General features: G+C 34.6%; 21 protein-coding genes, 3 pseudogenes and 1 riboswitch. Of the genes and pseudogenes, 11 read left to right on the top strand and 13 right to left on the bottom strand.

Going from position 1 to position 21,814, the window contains the following annotated elements:
* Positions 1-62 precede the first annotated feature (62 nt).
* The 3 genes and pseudogenes from V3224_RS03075 to V3224_RS29715 all read left to right on the top strand — a co-directional run.
* Positions 63-545, top strand: a complete 483-nt coding sequence (locus V3224_RS03075; protein ID WP_032115959.1) for a C40 family peptidase — start codon at positions 63-65, stop codon at positions 543-545.
* Between the two features lie 71 nt (positions 546-616).
* Positions 617-925, top strand: a complete 309-nt coding sequence (locus tag V3224_RS03080; RefSeq protein WP_442889772.1) for a lipoyl protein ligase domain-containing protein — start codon at positions 617-619, stop codon at positions 923-925.
* A 232-nt stretch (positions 926-1,157) separates the two neighbouring features.
* Positions 1,158-1,888, top strand: a pseudogene (locus tag V3224_RS29715) (lipoate--protein ligase); the annotation flags it as partial.
* Between the two features lie 139 nt (positions 1,889-2,027).
* Here V3224_RS29715 and V3224_RS03090 read toward each other — a convergent pair.
* The 9 genes and pseudogenes from V3224_RS03090 to pabB all read right to left on the bottom strand — a co-directional run bounded on the left by V3224_RS03090 (position 2,028) and on the right by pabB (position 10,985).
* A pseudogene (locus V3224_RS03090) lies at positions 2,028-2,386 on the bottom strand (helix-turn-helix domain-containing protein).
* A gap of 304 nt (positions 2,387-2,690) precedes the next feature.
* Positions 2,691-3,254 (bottom strand): manganese efflux pump MntP, encoded by a 564-nt coding sequence (gene mntP / locus V3224_RS03095; RefSeq protein WP_334468448.1) that lies wholly within the window; start codon positions 3,252-3,254, stop codon positions 2,691-2,693.
* A 47-nt stretch (positions 3,255-3,301) separates the two neighbouring features.
* Positions 3,302-3,454: riboswitch (yybP-ykoY riboswitch) on the bottom strand.
* A 336-nt stretch (positions 3,455-3,790) separates the two neighbouring features.
* A complete protein-coding gene (locus V3224_RS03100) occupies positions 3,791-4,249 on the bottom strand; it encodes a DUF986 family protein (protein ID WP_334468450.1) in 459 nt (152 codons plus the stop codon).
* Between the two features lie 104 nt (positions 4,250-4,353).
* Positions 4,354-5,211 carry a PTS mannose transporter subunit IID gene (locus V3224_RS03105; RefSeq protein WP_129109186.1) on the bottom strand — a complete coding sequence of 286 codons (858 nt, stop codon included), beginning with the start codon at positions 5,209-5,211 and terminating at the stop codon, positions 4,354-4,356.
* A gap of 15 nt (positions 5,212-5,226) precedes the next feature.
* Positions 5,227-6,027 carry a PTS mannose/fructose/sorbose transporter subunit IIC gene (locus V3224_RS03110; RefSeq protein ID WP_334468453.1) on the bottom strand — a complete coding sequence of 267 codons (801 nt, stop codon included), beginning with the start codon at positions 6,025-6,027 and terminating at the stop codon, positions 5,227-5,229.
* A 73-nt stretch (positions 6,028-6,100) separates the two neighbouring features.
* Positions 6,101-7,069 carry a PTS mannose transporter subunit IIAB gene (manX, locus tag V3224_RS03115; protein ID WP_334468455.1) on the bottom strand — a complete coding sequence of 323 codons (969 nt, stop codon included), beginning with the start codon at positions 7,067-7,069 and terminating at the stop codon, positions 6,101-6,103.
* A gap of 445 nt (positions 7,070-7,514) precedes the next feature.
* Entirely contained in the window at positions 7,515-8,879 is a 1,365-nt protein-coding gene (locus V3224_RS03120; RefSeq protein WP_334468456.1) for an L-serine ammonia-lyase, read from the bottom strand.
* Between the two features lie 169 nt (positions 8,880-9,048).
* Entirely contained in the window at positions 9,049-9,624 is a 576-nt protein-coding gene (locus V3224_RS03125; RefSeq protein ID WP_334468755.1) for a CoA pyrophosphatase, read from the bottom strand.
* Positions 9,624-10,985: an aminodeoxychorismate synthase component 1 gene (gene pabB / locus V3224_RS03130; protein ID WP_334468458.1), complete on the bottom strand. Its 1,362-nt coding sequence runs from the start codon at positions 10,983-10,985 to the stop codon at positions 9,624-9,626. The genes V3224_RS03125 and pabB overlap by 1 nt, the downstream gene beginning before the upstream one ends.
* A gap of 124 nt (positions 10,986-11,109) precedes the next feature.
* Between pabB and V3224_RS03135 the strand changes: the two genes are divergently transcribed.
* Complete coding sequence (locus tag V3224_RS03135; protein ID WP_334468460.1) at positions 11,110-11,280, top strand: YoaH family protein; 171 nt, start codon at positions 11,110-11,112, stop codon at positions 11,278-11,280.
* Between the two features lie 138 nt (positions 11,281-11,418).
* A complete protein-coding gene (locus tag V3224_RS29720) occupies positions 11,419-11,802 on the top strand; it encodes a YebF family protein (RefSeq protein WP_442889843.1) in 384 nt (127 codons plus the stop codon).
* Here V3224_RS29720 and V3224_RS03140 read toward each other — a convergent pair.
* Together V3224_RS03140 and V3224_RS03145 are read right to left on the bottom strand one after the other, a co-directional pair.
* A pseudogene (locus V3224_RS03140) lies at positions 11,730-12,176 on the bottom strand (IS701 family transposase); the annotation flags it as partial. The gene V3224_RS29720 and the pseudogene V3224_RS03140 overlap by 73 nt on opposite strands.
* Before the next feature lie 200 nt (positions 12,177-12,376).
* The gene (locus V3224_RS03145; protein ID WP_032115948.1) at positions 12,377-12,607 is read right to left on the bottom strand and encodes a DNA polymerase III subunit theta; all 231 of its coding nucleotides are present in this window, start codon (positions 12,605-12,607) and stop codon (positions 12,377-12,379) included.
* A gap of 262 nt (positions 12,608-12,869) precedes the next feature.
* On the opposite strand from V3224_RS03145, the gene ftnA reads away from it, so the two are divergent.
* A complete protein-coding gene (gene ftnA, locus V3224_RS03150) occupies positions 12,870-13,373 on the top strand; it encodes a non-heme ferritin (protein WP_334468464.1) in 504 nt (167 codons plus the stop codon).
* A 183-nt stretch (positions 13,374-13,556) separates the two neighbouring features.
* Positions 13,557-13,904, top strand: a complete 348-nt coding sequence (locus V3224_RS03155) for a YebY family protein (protein ID WP_032115946.1) — start codon at positions 13,557-13,559, stop codon at positions 13,902-13,904.
* A gap of 379 nt (positions 13,905-14,283) precedes the next feature.
* Here V3224_RS03155 and V3224_RS03160 read toward each other — a convergent pair whose 3' ends face one another.
* On the bottom strand, positions 14,284-14,517 hold the full coding sequence (locus tag V3224_RS03160) for a DUF1480 family protein (RefSeq protein WP_334468465.1): 234 nt from the start codon (positions 14,515-14,517) through the stop codon (positions 14,284-14,286).
* A 753-nt stretch (positions 14,518-15,270) separates the two neighbouring features.
* On the opposite strand from V3224_RS03160, the gene V3224_RS03165 reads away from it, so the two are divergent.
* The 3 genes from V3224_RS03165 (at position 15,271) to prc (ending at position 18,630) form a co-directional block, all read left to right on the top strand.
* The gene (locus tag V3224_RS03165) at positions 15,271-15,768 is read left to right on the top strand and encodes a GAF domain-containing protein (protein WP_334468467.1); all 498 of its coding nucleotides are present in this window, start codon (positions 15,271-15,273) and stop codon (positions 15,766-15,768) included.
* A gap of 95 nt (positions 15,769-15,863) precedes the next feature.
* Positions 15,864-16,586: an RNA chaperone ProQ gene (proQ, locus tag V3224_RS03170; protein ID WP_334468469.1), complete on the top strand. Its 723-nt coding sequence runs from the start codon at positions 15,864-15,866 to the stop codon at positions 16,584-16,586.
* Between the two features lie 19 nt (positions 16,587-16,605).
* Positions 16,606-18,630, top strand: coding sequence for a carboxy terminal-processing peptidase (gene prc, locus V3224_RS03175; protein WP_334468470.1), 2,025 nt, complete (start codon positions 16,606-16,608; stop codon positions 18,628-18,630).
* 347 nt (positions 18,631-18,977) lie between these two features.
* Here the strand turns inward: prc and V3224_RS03180 are convergent, their stop codons facing one another.
* The gene (locus tag V3224_RS03180) at positions 18,978-20,222 is read right to left on the bottom strand and encodes a hypothetical protein (protein ID WP_334468472.1); all 1,245 of its coding nucleotides are present in this window, start codon (positions 20,220-20,222) and stop codon (positions 18,978-18,980) included.
* Between the two features lie 670 nt (positions 20,223-20,892).
* On the opposite strand from V3224_RS03180, the gene htpX reads away from it, so the two are divergent.
* Positions 20,893-21,777, top strand: a complete 885-nt coding sequence (htpX, locus tag V3224_RS03185) for a protease HtpX (RefSeq protein WP_334468474.1) — start codon at positions 20,893-20,895, stop codon at positions 21,775-21,777.
* Positions 21,778-21,814 lie beyond the last annotated feature (37 nt).

The following is a 21,814-nucleotide window of genomic DNA, read 5'->3' on the forward strand; positions in this document are numbered from 1 at the left end:
GTTTTTTATTAAACACTGATTAAAGTCTATTTAATTATCCTATTAAGCGATAAAGGTGCTTTATGTTAATAAGAATTAAACACCTGCTTTTTTTATTTTACCTTACTTTAATTGGCTGTTCTTCTTCAGTAAACAGAACAGCTCCGCCGTTAAAAAGCCAACTTTCTGATCCTATTATGACCATCGCTCAACTTAAAGAACAACTATCACAATGGTATGGTACGCCATATCGTTATGGTGGTTTAGCATCAAGTGGAGTTGATTGTTCAGGCTTTGTTTATCGAACTTTTAGTGATCGTTTTGCCATTCAATTACCGCGCACGACAATAGCTCAAACCACTTATGGCACCCGTATTAATATTAAGGATCTTATGCCGGGCGATTTGGTTTTTTTTAAAACCGGCTCAGGTGAAAATGGTCTACATGTTGGTATTTATGATACGGATAATACTTTTATTCATGCCTCAACTAGCAAAGGTGTTATTCGCTCTTCGTTAAACAATATATACTGGCGCAAGGTTTTCTGGCAGGCACGCCGTATTTAAGTGTCATTTTTAGTTATAATAACTTTTTGGTTTTTGCTATAACAAAATGAATATAGGCTGGCAAAATTCTTATGGCTTCAATACGTCTTCTTATTTCTGAATCATTTGATCCCTGGTTTAATTTAGCTGTTGAAGAGGCTATTTTCCGCCAAATGTCAGTCAAGCAGCGGATTATGTTTCTTTGGCGCAATAATAATATTGTCGTTATTGGTCGGGCACAAAATCCATGGAAAGAGTGTAATACACGTAAAATGGCCCAAGATGGAGTCAAATTAGCTCGCCGCCGCAGTGGTGGTGGTGCGGTTTTTCATGATTTGGGAAACACCTGTTTTACCTTTATGGCGGGTAAACCAGCCTATGATAACCTGAGTTCGGGATAAGGAATATAAAGTTTTTCATTATATATTCAATTACTTAAATTAAAATTTTTACATAAAACAGTGCTAAGTTTTGGCTTTTTTCATGATTTTAGCAGAGAAAATAGCTTATTTTTTAACCTACAACCAACTAAAAATATTCCCTTTTTTATCATTTTATTGATTTTAAAAGGTTTTTATTGATAAATGAGCTATTTTTATTTTCTCATAACTAACGCTTATCCCGAACTCAGGTTATGATAAAACTATTTCAACACAAATTATTATTGCAGGACTAGCTGAGGTTGGGATAAAGGCTCAAGTTTCAGGTCGAAATGATCTAGTTGTCCATTTCGCCCATGGTGAGCGTAAAATTTCCGGATCAGCTTATTTTGAAACACACGATCGCGGTTTTCATCATGGCACTTTACTTATTAATACAGATTTAAACCGTTTAGCCAGTTATTTAAATCCGGATCCGAAGAAATTAATTAGTAAAGGCATTACCTCCGTACGTTCTAGGGTAATGAATTTAGCTGAAATTGATGTTCAGATTAGTCATCAGGCAATTTGTAACGCCTTAGCAAACAATTTTTTTAACTATTATGATGGGTAGTGAAGGCAGAAATAATTTCACCAACTAATTTGCCTGATTTACCCGGTTTTGTTGACATTTATGCTGAACAATCTAGCTGGGAGTGGAATTTTGGTCACGCGCCAGCTTTTAGTCATATACTTTAAACCCGATTTGCCTGGGGTGGAGTTGAACTTCATTTTGATATTGATAAAGGAAAAATTTCAACTAGCAAAATTTATACGGATAGTTTAGATCCATCGCCATTAGAGCTTTTTAGCCAAAAGTTGATTGGCAAAAAATACCAACCAGCGACAATTAAGCAATTAATCGCTGAGATCCAGTTTCAATATCCAAATTTTCATCAGCAGCTTATACAATTCGAAAATTGGTTAGTCAATGAAATAGCATGAATCAAATTAATGATTGTTAATTATTAGCATCCATTGCTGGAAAGAGATATATTTAAGCATAATTTTATTGCAAACAGCCGTAAAGTCAGCATTTAGACTGGCATATAATAACTAAAGTCTAAAAATTAATAATTCTAGATTAGTCCATAAATTGATTAAAGTCGGGTAACTGCCCATTTTGGCGAAATTTAGCCGGTGTAGTATTAAAATGTTTTTTAAAAATGCGGGTAAAAGTTGCTTGCGAACTAAAACCGTATTGTAGGGCTATATATCCAAAATAGAAAATTTATCTTCTCGTAATAACCTGGCTGCTTCCAGTAATCGACGTTTACGAACATATTCACCTAAAGTGCAACCTTTTAATTGTTTAAAGATCCGTTGTAAATGCCATTTAGAATAACCACTTTTATTAGCAATGGTATCAATCTTAATGCCTTCATTTCGTTGTAATTGGCTTTCTAGCCAATTAACAATATCATTGATTACATTTTCTGACATGTTCACCTTCCACAATCAGTGGGTAAATAGCCTAACTGTAAAGAATTATTGATTTATTTATAAGTTCTATTTTATGATTTTTGATATTATAGATAGGCAAAAAATGCCATTTGTAATTAATAAAAATTATTATCATCAGTCTATAATATATTCTATTTTATTTTAAAATAATGTAATCAATCAATTAAATGGTTAGCTATTTTGTTAGTAATGGTTAAAACTTTTATTTTTTAGTGTCTGTTTGCTATCATTTTTAACCTAAAAAAGCATTAAAAACATAGATGTGTATTAATTATTTAATAAATTAAATATTTTGATAAACGATACTAAATCCGATAATGATTAGGGTAACACCGCCAATCATTTCGGCTTTTTTTCCTAATAATGGACCAATATAACGACCTAATAATATTCCAAGTGTTGCCATAATCATGGTCATTAGTCCGATTGCCATCGCTGTATGGATGATATTAATTTGCAAAAAGGCCAGACTGACACCAATAGCCATTGCATCCAGACTGGTTGCTAAGGCAGTAGTAATAAGGGTAAAAGAATTGTGACAGTGAATAGGTTGAGGTTTGCTATTGTTTTTTGCATGATGGTAACTTTGATATATCATTTGGCTACCCAACATGAATAATAGACTAAACGCTATCCAATGATTCCACTTAATAATATACTGACTGGCCAATAGTCCCAAACTCCAGCCAATGATGGGAGTGATGGCCTCAATAATACCAAAAATAAAACCAGTTCTTATTGCTTCACGTAAAGAGGGATTAAACAAGCTAGCACCTTTGCAAACAGATGCAGCAAAAGCATCCATCGATAATGCAAGAGATAAAGCTAGGGTTGCGTATAAGTTCATTATACCGTCTCAGTTGGAAAGTTATCCATACACATATTTTTACTTCCAACCTAGAGTAAAAATATGCCTATGGTCTCGCCAACCTTGTCAGGTATTCATGCCACGTTATGGATCATAACGAGTATGTTGACATGAAATTTCTAAATTAATCGCTAATAGACAATTTTATTTAGAACAGGCTACTCCCCAATGACTTATCACAAAAGATATCATAAAAATAATAAAAGGCAATTATTTAAATTTTTACACGAGTTTCGCACCAATAAAAAAACGCGCTATTTTTAAGTTTAATTCAGCATGATATATAAATAGACAAAACCTTATAAATTAAATACAAATTATTGTAATTTAATAAAATTTATGTGTTTTAGTAACTTACAGATTAACCATTGCTTTTAAGCCATTTCTAGAACTTTATATGCCTGTGCGAAACTCGTGTTTTATTAATTTATAAAATTAATATCATTTAATTTTTAATAAAAATAATAATTCTAGTTGATTAAATATATAAGAATAATTAACAATATTATTTATATTTATTTATTATTGAACATAAAATTGTAAACTTTATCTAAATCATCAAACTGTTTAACAGCAATATAAATTTTTCTTTTTTCTAAACCGACTATTAATATTCCATCTTTCGATAAATTAATTGTTTTAATATTTTCGTACAATATATAGACATTATTGTAGTAAAAACCTTTATCTTTAAAATAAAGCTTAGGATAACGAATGAATGTTAAGTAAATAGCAATAATAATGGTAATCATTAATAAATAGGTTGTTAGCTGACTACCATGTTGAATAATATTATGATAAATAACAATCGCGATCAGTATAATAAAAATAACGGCATCGATTCTATTTTTACGCCTTAACTTTATTTTTAATTTTGTTTTTCCATTTAATAAGTTAACAATCAATTCTTCATAGATAGCATAAGTTAGCATTAGTAGGATCAAGACAGTCAATACAATATTATTCATATTCATATTCATAAGCAAAGACTCCAATCGATTATTAATCTGCTGTAAAGATAAAATTAAAAACGGGAGGTTGCAACCTCCCGCAATTGACAATTAAGAAGTTGAGTCTGTTAGCCTAAAAATCCAGCCCAATAGCCAACAATGCCTAGAATAAAGAAACCAATGATAATCCATAGTGGATTAACCTTGCGTCTCAATAACCACATACAACCAAAGGTTAGTAATAATGGCACTAAACCCGGCATTAATTGATTAAGGATAGTTTGTACGGTGGTAATTGTTACCTCACCAGTATTGGGATTTTTTATCTCTGATACGACTAAAGGGATATTAACATTAGTCCACTTATTGACTAATGCGCCCATGACAAATAGCCCTAGGATAGAAGCACCTTCGGTCATTTTTTGTAAAAAGCCACCCCCCATGTCATGAACAATATCGAGCCCTTTTTTATAGCCATAGGTAACACCGTAATAACGGGTTAATAAGCGAACTAAATTAAACAAAATAAAAAATAGTAGCGGTCCTAGTAGACTACCTGACATTGCAATTCCGGCGCCTAGAGCCGCAAAAACTGGACGTACTGTGCCCCAAAAAATAGGGTCACCAACGCCCGCTAGAGGGCCCATTAAACCTACTTTGATGCCATTAATTGCACCATCATCGATATCCGCGCCATTAGCTCTTTGCTCTTCCATCGCTATGGTGACACCTAAAACAGGCGCTGCTACATAAGGATGAGTATTAAAAAACTCAAGATGGCGTTTAATGGCTTGTTTACGTTCTTCACTGTTTTCAGGGTATAAACGGCGGATCACTGGGATCATTGAAAAACAAAAGCCCAGGGCTTGCATACGTTCAAAGTTCCACGATCCTTGAAAAAGATTGGAACGTAAAAAAACTCCGCGAATATCACCAGCAGTAAGCTTTTTTAGATTTGTTTGGTTTACTGAAGTTGTATCTGCCATTATTACATTCCTTAATTAATCTAATTCATTATCTAAATCACTATTGCCGTTATTTTGCGAAGCAGCAATTTGTGATTGGTTGTATTTTGGACTGAGTTGAATATAGAGAATAGCCATCACAACACCAATCACGCCTAGTGCAACTAGGTTGAAATTGGTAAATGCAGCAGTTACAAAGCCCAAGTAGAAGAATGGCATTAGATAACCTGCACGCATCATATTGATTACCATAGCGTAACCGACAACAACGATCATACCGCCAGCAATATTCAACCCTTTAGTGACAACCTCAGGAATTGAATCCAGTAGGTGTTGGACTTCTGAAGTACCTACAGAGATAGCAACAATTAAAGAAGGAATAGCAATACGTATAGCCTGTAATAACAGAGCTAAGATATGAATTATGGTTAATGCACGTAAATTAGCAGATAATGCAGCGCGATCAGATGCATGTTGGAATGCAACAGTGATTGTCCGAACAATAACGGTCAATACTTGTCCTGCGGCAGCTAAAGGAATTGCTAGTGCAATACCGGTACCAATATCCTGCCCGCCGGCAATAACCAGAATGGTAGAAATAATTGAGGCTAGGGCGGCATCGGGAGCCATGGCCGCACCGATATTCATCCATCCGAGCGCGATCATTTCCAGCGTGCCGCCGATAATTATCCCTGTTTTTAGATCACCAAGTACGAGACCAATTAGTGTACAAGCAATTAAAGGACGATGAAATTGGAATTCATCTAGCACAGAACCCATACCTGCAATACAGGCAACAAGGAAAACGAGTATGATTTGAACAACGGTAAGCTCCATTGTTTATCTCCTGTAACCAACAACGTTGGTGAATCTATTTTTAAGTCGTGAATGGATAACCAAAAAAGGAAACTCAGTTTTTTGCTTTTTTGATAAGAGCTAACATATCCAGTTTGTTGTCACTAGAAACTTTACGCGCTTCAAGTTCAATGCCTCGTTTGGATAATTGATTGAAAGCATCAATATCCTCATTATCGATCGAGATTGCATTGTTAACCTGTGTTTTACCTTCACGGTATGCCATGCCACCAATATTAACAGACTTTATTTCGACACCGCCGTCCACAAGGTGTAAAACGTCTGTTGGATTGGTAAATAACAGCATAACGCGTTCACCGGCATACTTAGGATTATTGTAGACACGAATACATTTTTCTACGTCGACTACATGCGCAGTGACACCCGGTGGTGCAACTTGTTTTAATAAGGTGGAACGAACATGATCTTTAGCAACTTCATTACTGACTACGATAATACGTTTAACTTTTGTCTCTTTGGTCCAGCGAGTAGCCACTTGACCATGAATTAAGCGATCATCAATTCGTGCAAGGGCAATAAACATATGGCCTTGCGTAGCTGAATTGGTTACCTTAGGAGGGGGAGTTGGCGTCGGTGAATTTTGCGGTTTATCGCTAGTCTGCTGATTGTTGAGCGCTTTAATTTCGCTGCGACCGGTTTCAATAGCAGTGTTGACTAATTCACTAAAAGTAGGATCATCATCGCGGGATAGTAACGTAGCAACTAACATGGGGACGTTAACTCCGGTAGCTATATCATATTTGTCTTTATCTTTACTTTCAATAATTCGACTAGCGGCGTTAAATGGACTGCCTCCCCACATATCTACTAAAAATAACACACCTTGAGAAACATCGAGCTCATTAAGCTTTTGATTATATTTTTCAATTAATGTATCAGCGTTTTCACCTGGAATAAAATCGATATAAGCGATATTTTGTTGTTCGCCAATCAACATTTCAGCGGTCATGAGCAACTGTTTTGCAGCAACACCATGAGTGCTAATTATAATAGCTATACTCACTACTTTTCCCCTTAAGAAGTAGGTTAAATAATAAAAATGATTATTAGAGTGTACTCTCCGTTGACGGATGAATACAATCAAATAATCACTAATATGAATAGTTTTTCATGTTATAAAGCATTAACCATTATTGAAACTAATTAATTAGTTTATAGATTATCATTTAAATATAAGAAAAAATATGCTGCTGATTAGAAAATTTAAAATACATATAAATATATTTAGAGAAAGATAATTTTTATCAAGCAAGTTGATTTTGTTATAGTTGTTATTATCTTGTATGAAATAATAGAATTTAATTTGTAATTCTATAGATATAAACTGTACTTTAATACAGGTAAGATTTTTAACTAATTGGCTATAAAAATGTGTAATAAATAAAAATAACCCTTTTTATGGAAAGGGTTATAAACGATAAGGAATATATTTTAAGATGCGTGATAAATTAATCACACTGAACTTTAATAGCTAAACCTCCGCGAGAAGTTTCACGGTATTTAGCATTCATATCTTTACCTGTTTCATACATGGTCTCGATAACTTTATCTAAAGAAATTCGGGGTTCACTTGTTCTACGTAATGCCATTCTTGCCGCATTAATAGCTTTTACTGACGCAATTGCATTACGTTCAATGCAAGGGACTTGAACTTGTCCTGCAACCGGGTCACAGGTAAGACCTAAATTATGCTCCATACCAATTTCAGCGGCAATACAGACTTGTTCAGGATTACCACCCAGCAATTCCGTTAATCCAGCAGCGGCCATTGAACAGGCAACACCGACTTCACCTTGGCAGCCGACTTCAGCACCTGATATAGAGGCATTCATTTTGTAAAGAATACCAATTGCCCCTGAAGCTAAAAAGTAACGATTGTAAAGAGCCGGTGTAATAGGTTCTATACAATGATCATAGTAAGCTAACACAGCAGGAACGATGCCGCAGGCACCATTAGTGGGTGCTGTTACGACACGACCACCGGCGGCATTTTCTTCGTTGACCGCTAATGCAAACATATTGATCAGATCAACGACATCCATTGGGTCATTGGACATTTTTTGGGAAGCGGTCAGCATGCGATGTAATGCCGGCGCGCGTCGGGGGACGCGAAGCGGGCCGGGTAAAATACCTTCAGTATTAAGCCCTTTATCGATACAAGCCTGCATGGTATGCCAAATATTGGCAAAATAGTGGTCAATTTCTTCTTTCGTATGCAGCGCTAATTCGTTTTTCATCATAAGACTAGAAACAGATAAACCGGTTTTCTTACAATGAAGTAACAGTTCAGCTGCTGAGTTATAGGCATAGGGTACTTTTTTATTAGTAGATATTTGTTGGCCAAAATGTTCTTCATCAACAATGAAGCCGCCACCTATCGAGTAATATGTTTTACTGAATATTTGCTTATCATTATTGAAAGCGGTAATGGTCATACCATTTTCATGTAATGGTAAATTATTATAATGAAAATTTATCCCGCCTTGGCGTGGAAAATCAACATAATGGCTTGTATTTGCTAAAGATAAACGTTCAGTTTGCTCAACATTGGCAATAAAATCTGCAATTGATTCAATATCAATGGTTGCTGGCAAATTACCCGCTAAACCCATAATAATAGCAATATCAGTATGATGTCCCTTTCCGGTTAATGAAAGTGAACCATAAATATCAACAGCGATACGAGTGACGGAGGAAAGTAAATTTTTTTCTACCAATTGATCGACAAATTCTTTACCCGCTTTCATTGGACCAACGGTATGAGAACTGGATGGGCCAATACCTACTTTAAACATATCGAAAACACTGATCACTAAGAACCCCCTGGAAAAATAAAAACGATAAAGTAATCACTTAAGACTAAATGTTATGGTTGTAATATTACCGTGTTATAATAGATTGCCAGTTTATCGTTTTTTTTGAAATATACTAGTAGCAGTGAATAAAATGTAAAATAAAAAGATTTCTTATTTTTTGCCTATTTTAAACAAGTTGTAGGGCCAATTTATTGAGAATTGTTGCAGTTAATCCCCAAATTAGATATTGATTGTAGCGATAAAAGAACAGACGCTTTTTATGGCCTGCATTATTGATCATAATGGAATGATGATGAGTTAAGGTGAGGGCGAGCTTCAGTGGGACTTCAAAAATAGCGGCTACTTCGGCTGGATTTTTGTAATAAGAAACCTTTGTTGATAGTAATCCAACAATAGGCGTCACTAAATAGCCACTATGGCTTTTTATTGGCTGCATTTTTCCGAGGATCTGCACCTGATTTGGCAAAATATTAATTTCTTCATAAGATTCACGTAAGGCCGTTTCAATTAAATTATGATCATCCGGTTCACGAGCGCCACCAGGAAAAGAAATCTGACTAGCATGAAGGCGCAAGTTATCAGTTCTTTTGGTAAATAGCAGAGTGGGTTCAGGTTTGCAAATAATGGGTAATAGTACAGCGGCACTTTTTTTTGCGCTATCGGTATTAACAGGTTGAGCGGTATCAGTGGCGATAGGTAATATTAATTCAAATCGGTTAATAAAATTATCTAACATATTCATTAACATTGATTATTTTCTAATACGGGTAATATTCTACTCAGTTTATCAAAAGTCTCTTGATACTCTTTTTCGGCGGTACTATCTGCCACAATTCCACCGCCTGCCCAACAATAAAGGTTTTGATTTTCAGTTAATAAGGTACGTATGCTGATGTTTGTATCCATCGTACCGCAGAAACTGATATAACCAATTGCTCCGCAGTAACTATGGCGACGATGAGGTTCAAGCTCATCAATAATTTCCATTGAACGTATTTTCGGCGCGCCGGTAATTGAGCCGCCTGGAAAGCAGGCTTTTAATAGCTCAGTGGGATGATAGCTAGAAGGCAATTGTGCAACAATAGTGCTAACTAAATGATCAATAGCCGGAAAAGATTCAACCACAAAAAGTTCTGGTACACTGACTGTTCCTGGTATTGCAACTTTACCAATATCATTACGCAATAAATCAACTATCATTACGTTTTCAGCGCGATCTTTGGTTGATAATTGTAAACGTTTTATCTGTTTTTGATCTTCTTGGGCATCAGTCAGCCTAGGCAATGTGCCTTTGATTGGACGGGTTTGAATTGAATTGTCGTTCAGCCAAAGAAAACGTTCAGGGGATACACTGAGCACGCAATGTTGTTCTAAACGAATGAAGGCGGAGAAGGGTGCCTGATTATTTTGATTAAGTTTAAGAAACGCTTCCCATTCATTACCCTGATATTTGGCTTTAAAACGTTGCGCTAAATTAATTTGGTAACAATCACCATCGCGCAAATATTGATGAATTTGGCTAATTTTATGGTGATATTGCTGTCTTGACATGTTACTTTGCCATGGTTCACACATTTGAAACTGTTCAGTTGGTATTTTCGTTTGGTTTTCTAACCATGACAAGCGTTGTTCAACATTTTGATAACTGAGCAAAGTTACTATTTTTTTATGGTGATCAACAATTAATGCCCAAAGATAAACACCGATCGCCATATCGGGAAAGCTTAATTCTTTCTTAGCAAGCTCCGGCAGAATTTCTATTCGCCGGCCTAAATCATAGCCCCATATACCTAAAGCTCCGCCTTGGAAAGGAAGATCGCTATTCACTGTGAAAGTGAGATTCAAATGTTGCATTTCACTTTTTAATAGCTCAAATGGATCAAGTTCTGAGCTGATTTTTTCATTTTCACGGTTAATTTGCGTGATACTGTCTCTTGTTTCTAACGTGGTTACTGGATCAGCGACTACAATATCAAAACGGTTATGTGGATGGCTTGCATTACCCGAATGTAATAACATCGCCCATGGCTGGTTGGCGATAGCATTAAAATAATTTAAAGCGGCATCTAATGAATAAGGTAATTGAATTTTTTGCAGGCGCATATTTATTAGGCAACGATAAGGGTTATTAACGAATATACTACCATAAAATAACGTTTTTCATAGGTCAAACTATGCTAATGTTATATTGATAATGATGTTTAAATAAAAAATGAGTGAAAAATAAATGTTTTCAGATATGCCAACGTTAAATCATCAGGAGCAACAAGAAGCTGCTGAACGTATTCATCAATTGATGGCTGATGGAATGAGTAGTGGGGAAGCGATTGCTTTAGTCGCTAAGGAGATCCGTGCAAAGCATGCGGTTAAAAAGCAAACTGGTAACGACCTTAAATAAGAGAAATAACATTTTTTATGTTATTGCATATTGTTGATATGATGGATATGCCTTTACACCTCTAATTATACTTACTTTTCATAAGAAAATGTTTAGGAGTAAATGAAAGTGATGAAGATGCTTTTTATGTTGCTAGCTATGATATTATCCACGTTATTATCTTTTTCAATAACAGCTCAGGATATTGAAATTAATGAGGGAAGAACGGCTAAATTCATCAATTGTGATAATTTAAACCCGCAGCAAATTGGTGCAAAAGTGAAGAATGATTTTATTCAAACTCGCTTGCCATACTGTAATAAGGATAAAAAGTTACTTGGTGGTTCGAATGTAGTTGCATGGGTAAATAATAATAGCATTACAGCAATCAAACATGGTTATAGAATCCCTTTGAGCGTTAGGGGTACGAAAAAAGATCACGAGTTTCGCACAAAACTAATTTGGGTACGCTTTTTTTTAGCAAGAGTGAGCATTTCGGAAAAGTGCGTGTTTTTTGTTTTTCCATCAGAATCTTTATCATAAATAAGATAATTGATAGGAATTGATTCAACCTTCGTCAGATCATGCCAAAGCAAATTAACTAAACCTATGCCAGCAATAACCTCATGTTCATTACCTGAATATTGATAATGGACCATCACTATTTTTTTACTACGTGTTTTGGCAATCAATGTATCATCGGCAATTAGTACGCAAGGGCTTTTTTTGTCTATAGAAGGTTCAACTAATCGCCATAGGTCTTTAGGTCTAAAACATCTACTTTTTAGCCATCGGCTAACAGTGTCATGAGATAAAGGCGATGGGCTTACTTCTGATAACGCTAAACCAGAGTATCTTAAACTGCTTACTTGTAAGAATGTTTTATAGATATCTTTAATACATGGATAACCCGACAAAATATGAACACCCTGATTTTTTCTTGTTTTTAAATTTATACTTCTTTTTTTGGAGATTGCGAAACTCGTGAGATGTTAGCTATCAGGTGATTGTTAATTGCCAGGATGAAACCATTACTTATCAAATTAAAAGCGATTAGCGATTAATAAATTAACAGCAAAAAGTTGTCAGCATATTAACATTTATGGTTATTTTTATATTAGCCTTTTCGCGGATCGTAAGGTAATTGCTCCAGAGTATGAGAAATTTTGCGAAATAGCTTAAGCCGCTTACGAAAATGCTCTCGCAAATGCACCGCTTGCTCTGCTTCAACTCTATCGGCAATAACCGGCATATTGTATCTTTCCTTAAATGCCACACTTGCAGCGGCAAGATCAAGATTTAGTTTTTCCCTCTCCTCTTTTGCTAATTCGGCGAGATTGTAGCTCATACTCGTATTTTCGACCCCATCAAATATGATTTCTACATTAATTTTAGTAAACGAGACATAGTTTGTCTTGAATAAATATGTAACTATTTATTATTTCTATAATATTTTAATAGTGATTGTAATGAAAGTGATCTATTTTAGGCCATTATTTTGATCAAATAATGGTTAATTTTAGTTTTATTTTAATTACAACACCTTTATCATTGGTATAACTGAAGATAATAAAATTGAATTTTATTTAAAAACATAGGAAGTGTGAACAATGTTACAGCAAGAGATGGTTAAAAAATTAAATAAACAGCTTAACTTAGAGTTTTTTTCAGCAAATTTCTATCTGCAAATGAGTGCATGGTGTAATTATAAAGGTTTTGAAGGGGCCGCTGTGTTTTTAAAAACGCATTCTCAGGAAGAGATGGGGCATATGCAACGTTTATTTAATTATCTTAGCGATACTGGTGAAATGCCGATATTGGGTCAAATTGATGCTCCGCCTGCAGAATTTAATTCTGTAAAAGAGGTTTTTGAAAAAACCTATCAACATGAACAAAATATTACACATGAAATTAATGCTCTTGTACATCTGGCATTGGAGATGAAAGACTACTCAACATTTAATTTTTTGCAGTGGTATGTTGCAGAACAACATGAAGAAGAAAAGTTATTCAAATCAATTTTGGATAAGTTTGAGTTAGTTGGCGAAGATGGTAAATCACTATTTTTATTAGATAAAGAGTTGAAAGCAATGTCTAGCGCTGTGCATGTTTAATTTATAACTTCCCACTTTGAGCACCAGTGGGAAATTTATTTTCTCTACTATCATTTAGCATTTTATTTTATCTTTTTTAAACAATTCAAAAATAAAAAACGGTTATAAAAATTATTTCTGATAATATGAATGATATTGTAAGTAATTGTATCTCATTATTATGAATTATAAGGAAATATTGATATGGTAAAGTTTAGTAGGTTGGTATTACTATTAACAATAACAGTCTCTTTTCCGGTAATTTCATCCCCACCCATTATAACGGTTAGTAAAAAACAGTTTGGTGATAAATGGATTTTTAAGCGCGAGGAAGTAATGCTTGAGTGTCGCACCAATGGCGCATTATTGGTTATAAATCCTAGTACCTTAATGCAATATCCTCTTAATAGTATAGCGGCAGAGCAGATGAAAAAGCGTGAAATTATCGCATCACCACTTTCTACTATATTACTCAAACCGGCAGATTTATCACAGCAGAAAATAGACATCACTCCGATACTCAAAACCGCGCAAAATCTTTGTAAAAACTAATTAAAAATTATTGTTTGCCTTATAATTTCCATCGAAATAGTTTTGTTTGTAATTTTATTTAAACGAATCCGATTTTTAAAAAAATTATTAATTTTGTGACTGTCAACATTAAGAAAACATACCGAATATATTTCGAATTTGAGAGAAAGTAAGGGCAATTTAAATTTTGGCTAGTAAATATTTTATTCTATGAAAACAATTAATGTTAATTTAATGTAATAAATGTGTTTTTATTACTGGCTAATTTTGTAACTGACAGCTAGTATTAAATTGCATTTTGTTACGTCTCTATGACAAATTTTAGCGCACGGCTCTCTAGAGCCATTTCCCAAGACCGAGTATTGGAATTAGCTCGGTCTCTTTTTTAATTCTGATATGACTAAACTATTCTCATAATCCAATGATGCTTTTTTTTATCATAGTACTGGCGATAGAGAAGAACAGGTTTATTATCTAGTGTGGCCGGAATGCTTGTATTTTCATCCCAGCCATCAAGTTGCATACAAAATTCAGTATCTGATTCACAAGGGATACTGATAGTGTTTTCAGCTGCGTCAGCCAAGAGTGCATAATCAATAACGTAGGTGGAAATTTTTAGTTTTGCTCTCTTCATCTGTGATCCCCACTAATTATTTAAAATGTTAACAAATCGCTATAGATACTTTAAGTTTTTAGAATAGTATAAATGGAACGCTTTTTCAAAATTATTGGGATGGCGGTAAACGGGTGGCTTTTTTACTATTACTTATTGAAAATTAACAGTTTTAAATAACTTTTATGTTAATGAAAAATGTACCTTAGACGAAATTATAAGCGACTAAATTACAAATAAATTGCGATGAATCAATATTGCTAATTTAAATACAAATAGGGCTTAGGTTAATAGAACACGAGTTTCGCACCAATAAAAAAACGCTCTATTTTTAAGTTTAATTCAGCATAATATATAAATAGAAAAAATCTCATAAATTAAAAATAACTTATTGTAATTTAAGTAAATTTATACGTCTTAGCAAGTTACAGATTAATTATTGTTCTGAAGCCATTTCTAGAATTTTATATGCCCGTGCGAAACTCGTGTAGAATAAAAAGATAGCCGAAAATGATTATCGCCGGTTTTTTTGTTATATGTTATTACTGAAAATGCTTATAACTTTTTTATTGAAACTTTTTTCATATTTAATAATTAGCTAAAATTTGAATTAATTTTCATTTATTGTGTGATTTGACCGGCCAGTTAAATTACAATAAGTTAAAAAACATAACGATTAATATAGCGAATTGTTAACCTAGAGAGATAAAAAATCGCCATATTGGTGATTTATCTACCAGATGAGTATATGTAGAATTTGACAAACGGGATGTTATGGGAAAAAAAGTCTTTTATCATGATCTTTCATGTGATTTAACTAGCTTAATTGCAGGTGAATATGATTTTATTGCCACGCTTGCAAACACGAGTGCATTGCTGTTTGAAAGATTGGATAATATTAATTGGCTAGGGTTTTATCTGAAAAGTCATGATACGCTTGTGCTTGGCCCTTTTCAGGGCAAGGTCGCATGTGTACGTATTGCGCAAGGAAAAGGTGTTTGTGGGACTGCTTTTATGGAAAATAGAGTACAGCGTATTGCTAATGTCCATTCTTTTACTGGGCACATTGCTTGCGATAGTCTCAGTCGTTCAGAGATAGTTTTGCCGCTAGCAGTCAATGGACAGTTAATTGGCGTATTAGATATTGATAGTCCTATTTTTGATCGTTTTGATGAAGAGGATGAAAATGGTCTGAAAGCCTTAGTTGTAATACTTTGTAACCACTTGAAAGCGTGTGTTATACCAAAATATCCACAAATTAATGTAATTTAACAGTTGGTTTGCGTGGCAATTGTCTGCAACGCTATTATAATATCGCCTGTTCATGCCTGCGTTGGTTGGCAAAACCGTTGTAATCAGGAAATTTCATGGAAAATCAACCTAAGTTGAATAGTAGTAAAGAAATAATTGCTTTTTTGGCTAAGCGTTTTCCTCAATGCTTTATTACTGAAGGTGAGGCTCGTCCACTGAAGATTCGAATCTTTCAGGATATTGTGGCAAGACTTACTGAAGAGGATGGTATCAGTAAAACCCAATTGCGATCTGCTTTGCGAATGTATACTTCTAGTTGGCGTTATCTGTATGGTGCCAAAGAAGGTGCTAAACGTGTTGATTTGGATGGCAATGATTGTGGTGATCTGGGATCAGAACATGTGGAGTATGCGCGTCAGCAGCTAATGGATGCAAAGGCTCGTATTCAGGCTCAACGAACAGAGCAAAAAGTAAGAAAACGGGAATTTCAACAGAAAGTCCAGAAGGTAGACAACGAAAAGATCTTATCGGCAACTTCTAGTAAGAAAAGTGAGTCTTCTCGCTCAACGACTAAGACTAAGGAAATAAATAAAAAACATAAACATCATTCTTATTCTAAAAATCAAGCTAAAAAAACTCATAATAGTAAAATGGCCAATCTAGCCAAATTACAGTCTGTAACGGATATTTCTACATTAAAAGTTGGTCAAGTATTAAAGGTTATGGTTGGCCAAAGTATCGTAGATGCGTCAGTGCTTGAGATAGCTAAGGATGGTGTTCGGGTACAATTGCCGACAGGATTGGCAATGATCGTACGCGCTGAGCATTTAAAGTTCTGATACGGAGGCCAATCACGGCATGAATAATTATATTAAACTGGCTTTTGTGTTTGGTATAACTGCAATGGCTACGTCATTAGCAGATACTGTAGCGCCTCCAACACTAATAACAACTCAGAAGCTTCCTCAGCTTCAACAGGAACGCCAGCATGCCATTATTAGCGAAAGAGTTGTTTCACGTTTTACCCGTTCTCACTATCGCCAATTTAATTTGGATGAAAACTTTTCTAGTAAGATTTTTGCTCGTTATTTAAATCTGTTGGATTATAGCCATAATGTTTTTTTACAATCGGATATTGACAAATTTGCTAGTGAGAAAAGCAAAGTAGGACAGCAGCTTGAAACCGGTCATCTAAATGAGCTTTATGCAATATTTAATTTAGCTCAACAGCGTCGCTATGAACGTTTTCAATATGCTTTATCGCGGCTTAATATGCCGCTAGATTTTGCTAATAACGATGTTATTGAAGTTGATAGAAGTAAAGCGCCTTGGCCTAAAACCCTTGAGGAGCTAAATAAGCTGTGGGATGCAAAAGTTAAGTTTGATTGGTTGAATCTTAAGTTGTCAGGTAAAAATGACAGCGAAATTAAGCCAATATTAACAAAACGCTATAATTTTGCATTAAAACGTCTTGCGCAAACGCAAAGTGAAGATGTTTTTCAGTTGATTATGAATGCTTTTGCTAGAGAAATAGATCCGCATACTAACTATCTCTCTCCTCGTAATACCGAACAGTTTAACTCAGAAATGAGTTTGTCATTGGAGGGAATAGGCGCAGTACTTCGGCAAGATGAAGATTATATTATTATCAACTCAATGGTGGTGGGTGGTCCGGCAGCAAAAAGTAAATTATTAAAGGTCGGCGATAAGATTATTGGTGTAGGCCAAACGGGTAAGTCGATGACAGATGTTGTTGGCTGGCGACTAGATGATGTTGTTGCCCTTATCAAAGGACCTAAAGGTAGTAAGGTACGTCTTGAAGTTATTTCAGATTCGAAACGCGGCAAGCCCCATAGCGTGACATTAATTCGTGAGCATATTCGACTGGAAGATAGGGCAGTGAAACTCACGATCAAAAATGTCGGCAAGAAAAAAGTTGGCGTACTTTATATTCCCGGTTTTTACGTTGGATTAACTAATGACGTTAAAATACAGTTACAAAAAATGACTAAAAGTCATGTCACGGCACTTGTCATTGATTTACGTGGCAATGGCGGTGGTGCTTTAACCGAAGCAGTATCATTATCCGGTTTATTTATTCCAAGTGGTCCAATTGTTCAGGTACGTGATAACAACGGTAAAATTCGTCAGGATGTGGATGATGATGATGTCGTTTATTATAAAGGCCCACTTACGGTATTAATTGATTGCTTTAGTGCATCAGCGTCAGAAATTTTTGCTGCTGCAATGCAGGATTATGGTCGTGCGTTAATTGTTGGAGAATCATCTTTTGGTAAGGGTACCGTTCAGCAATATCATCCTTTAAGTCGTGTCTATGATCATATGTTACGTCCAGATTGGCCGGCTTTAGGCTCTGTCCAATATACTATTCAGAAGTTTTACCGCATCAATGGTGGTAGTACCCAGCGCAAAGGTGTTACACCGGATATCGTTATGCCAACTGGTATCGATCCAGCTGAAACGGGTGAGAATTTTGAAGATAATGCCTTACCTTGGGATAGCATTATCCCTGCTAGCTATAGTGTTGTCGGTAATATTAGCCAATATGTTGCTAATTTAATTGCTAATTACAAGGAACGCATAGCGAAAAATCCTGAGTTTAAATATATTGAGGAAGATATTGCCCGCTATCGCGCTATGAAGACGAGTAAAAATATTATTTCGCTTAATTATGTTAAGCGTGAAAAGGAAAATCGAGAAGCGGACACAATTAAATTAAGTCGTATTAATGAACGCTTTGCTCGACAAGGGAAAGCAACATTAAAAACGATAGATGATTTACCTAAAAATTATGAATTACCAGATCCCTATCTTGACGAAACAGTGAAAATTGCAGTTGATCTGGCAGATTTGCAAGCGTAGCATCAGACTAAAAAATAATTAAAATTCATTTTTATACTAAAAAACCAGCAATAGCTGGTTTTTTAGTATAAAGAGTTGGTTAATGTTTAATAAAAATTTTCACATTAACTCAATGTTATTTATCTTTGCATTTTTCATCAGAAGAGATAACTCGCTTATTTAAGTGATTACTAGATCATTTTCGATATGACCTAAATATAGTCGTCTAAATGACATATTAAAATATCGGTTTATTATTTATGTTTGATATTATTTATTTCATACTCACTCTCTATTAGCGACAAATTCTTTTGTGGAATTAGCTTATATTTATTTTTAACTCACCGACAATATTCGGTAATAACAAATTAATTTACAAAGCAGACTTTAGTAAAATCCTGTAAGTTTGGTGACCAAGTCGTCCCATAGGTACATCCTGCTTTTAGATCATGTATGATGGCATTGGTGGTAATAAAAGCATTTCCTTTATAGCCTTGCATCAAAATAGGTTTAACGCTAAATAAGTTTTTTAGTGCATCGACACTTTTAGTCGGGCTATATATAGCGCGCAGTTTGGCGGTAGCAAGCCGCCACAAAGTATTGGCGGATAAGTTATCGAACAGTTGCTTGTTACCTTGGGCATATTTTTTCACTAAACGTTTTTCTTCACCAATTGGGTGATTGGTATGGACAACATAGCCTTTCTTTGTTCCATCAATCACTTTATTACCTTTATTTGTTATTTCTATGGTAATAATTTGGTTTTTTAAATCGACAAAGCTAGGTGAATAAGCGCCATTTGTTTTTAGAGCAGCAAAAAGAGCAGGGACTTTATAAACATTATAAATTTTAGCGGCGATTGCCATAATAACCGCACTAATAGGCACGCCATTTTTTCCACTACCTTGGCGCAAACCTTCGATAATATTTGTTGTGGTTGCTAGTTTTTTTTCCATCACAATTGAGGTAAAGAAGGGGGTTGGAGCATGCACAATTAGTGTTGGACTCTGCCAAATAGCGCCCCACCCTGAATAGGCAACATTCATATCTTGAGTTTGACCTAAAATACCGTTTGACCATCCTATCGAGGTACATGCTGAGCCTTTTTTCGTTATTTCAGCCATTTTTTCAAGAGAATTATTGGTATCTTTTTGAATTTCATTAGCAAATAATTCCTCTTCTGACCAGGCAACTAAATAAATTTCCTCCAGTTTATGGTGTGTTGCGGCAGCGAGCCCTTGCCAAAAATTAATTAACTCAGGAAATTGTTTTCTTATAACAGCCAGATTTTGAATAATCGTATGTTGGTCATTGGATGATATTTGTTTTTTTACTAAACTAAGCTGCAAATTTATAAAATCCCCCATTACATCATGTTTGAATGCTTGTTTATAGCCGTCAACAATTTGTTGTCCACCATGGGTAGATAATCCTTCAAATGGTATAACCGGTGTCATTTTTTGATTAACATCTGTTATATTTGGATGATAGTAATCACCAGTTAAATGGAATTCTGCGCCATTAAAGGTTTTTATAACATTATCATTTGGTATCGCTGTGGCATAATTAATTAAGATAAATAGTAAAGTTATTACATAGATTAATTTTTTCATTATAGTTTCCTTAACAAATATTTACTTTAATTTTTCACTTTTTTATTTTTTACTTTGTATTTATTATTTTATAAATTATTGCTCATGTAAGTTAATTACTTCTCAATTTCACAAAAATACTAAGTTTTATATAATTAATTTGTTTCGTAATAGTAGAAGTTTTTTTATATTTTAATTAATTTGATTACTTATAAGTTAAATATTTAGTTAAAATATTAAAGTATATAATTGGGTTTATTTATATAATAACATTTAATGTTTTTTAGCATATTATTAATGAGGTGTTATTAACTTAATGAGTTGTTATTAATTTGATGATTAATTAATAAAATATGGATATTATTTTTTTTGCTGACTAGTTAAGTCGTTTTTGCTAGCTAAACCAATTTTTTAATTCATTGAGTAAAAAAAGAAGCCATAATTGACCCGCATACGGTTATTTTGTATAGTTTTTAACTATAGTGGTTTATAGAAAACAATAAGTTATATAAGAAAATTGTTGTTTTAAGATAATAAAAATGCCAGTTTGGGCTAGTTTTTTGTAAAAATGTAAAGTTGAGTGTTTTTTTCATATCTGCACAACAAAGGGCTTGAAAAATAGTTAAAAAACATTATTTATATTACTAATTTAATGTTAATCATTGTTAATTAATAAAGGAAAGCAATTTTTATGATGCGAATAGCCTTGTTTTTACTTACAAACTTGGCAGTAATGTTTGTATTTGGAATTATTTTGAGTTTGACCGGCATCCAGGGACAAAGCGTTCCAGGGCTAATGATTATGGCTGGTCTTTTTGGTTTTTGTGGTTCATTTATCTCATTATTGATGTCAAAATGGATGGCATTACGTTCTGTTGGTGGGCAGGTGATTGAAAGTCCGACAACAGAAACGGAACATTGGTTGTTAAATATCGTCAAGCGTCAGGCTGATCAAGCTGGCATAAAAATGCCAGAAGTTGCTATTTATCATGCACCCGATATTAACGCTTTTGCCACCGGGGCTCGTCGTGATGCGTCATTGGTTGCTGTTAGTACAGGTTTGTTAGAAAGTATGGGACGTGATGAAGCCGAAGCGGTTATCGCCCATGAGATCAGCCATATAGCAAATGGTGATATGGTAACAATGACTTTATTACAAGGAGTAGTGAATACTTTTGTCATTTTTATTTCACGCATCATTGCTCAGCTGGCGTCTGGATTTTTATCAAATAGTAATAATGACAATGAAAGTAGCCAGGGTAATCCAATGATTTACTTTGCGGTATCAATGGTGTTAGAAATTGTATTTGGTATTTTGGCCAGTATTATTACTATGTGGTTCTCGCGTTATCGTGAATTCCGTGCAGATGCAGGTTCGGCGCATTTAGTGGGTAGAGAAAAAATGATTGCTGCATTACAGCGTTTGAAAACAAGTTATGAACCTCAGGAAGCTGGCAGTATGATGGCTTTTTGCATCAACGGACGTTCTAAATCTTTTAGTGAGTTGTTTTTATCCCATCCTCCTCTTGATAAGCGCATTGAAGCTTTACGTATGGGCACTTATCTTAATCGGTAAAACAATAATCAATCCCACCTGATGAGGTGGGATTTTT

The organism is Arsenophonus sp. PmNCSU2021_1 (assembly GCF_036919435.1).
GTDB classification, from domain to species: Bacteria; Pseudomonadota; Gammaproteobacteria; order Enterobacterales; family Enterobacteriaceae; genus Arsenophonus; species Arsenophonus nilaparvatae.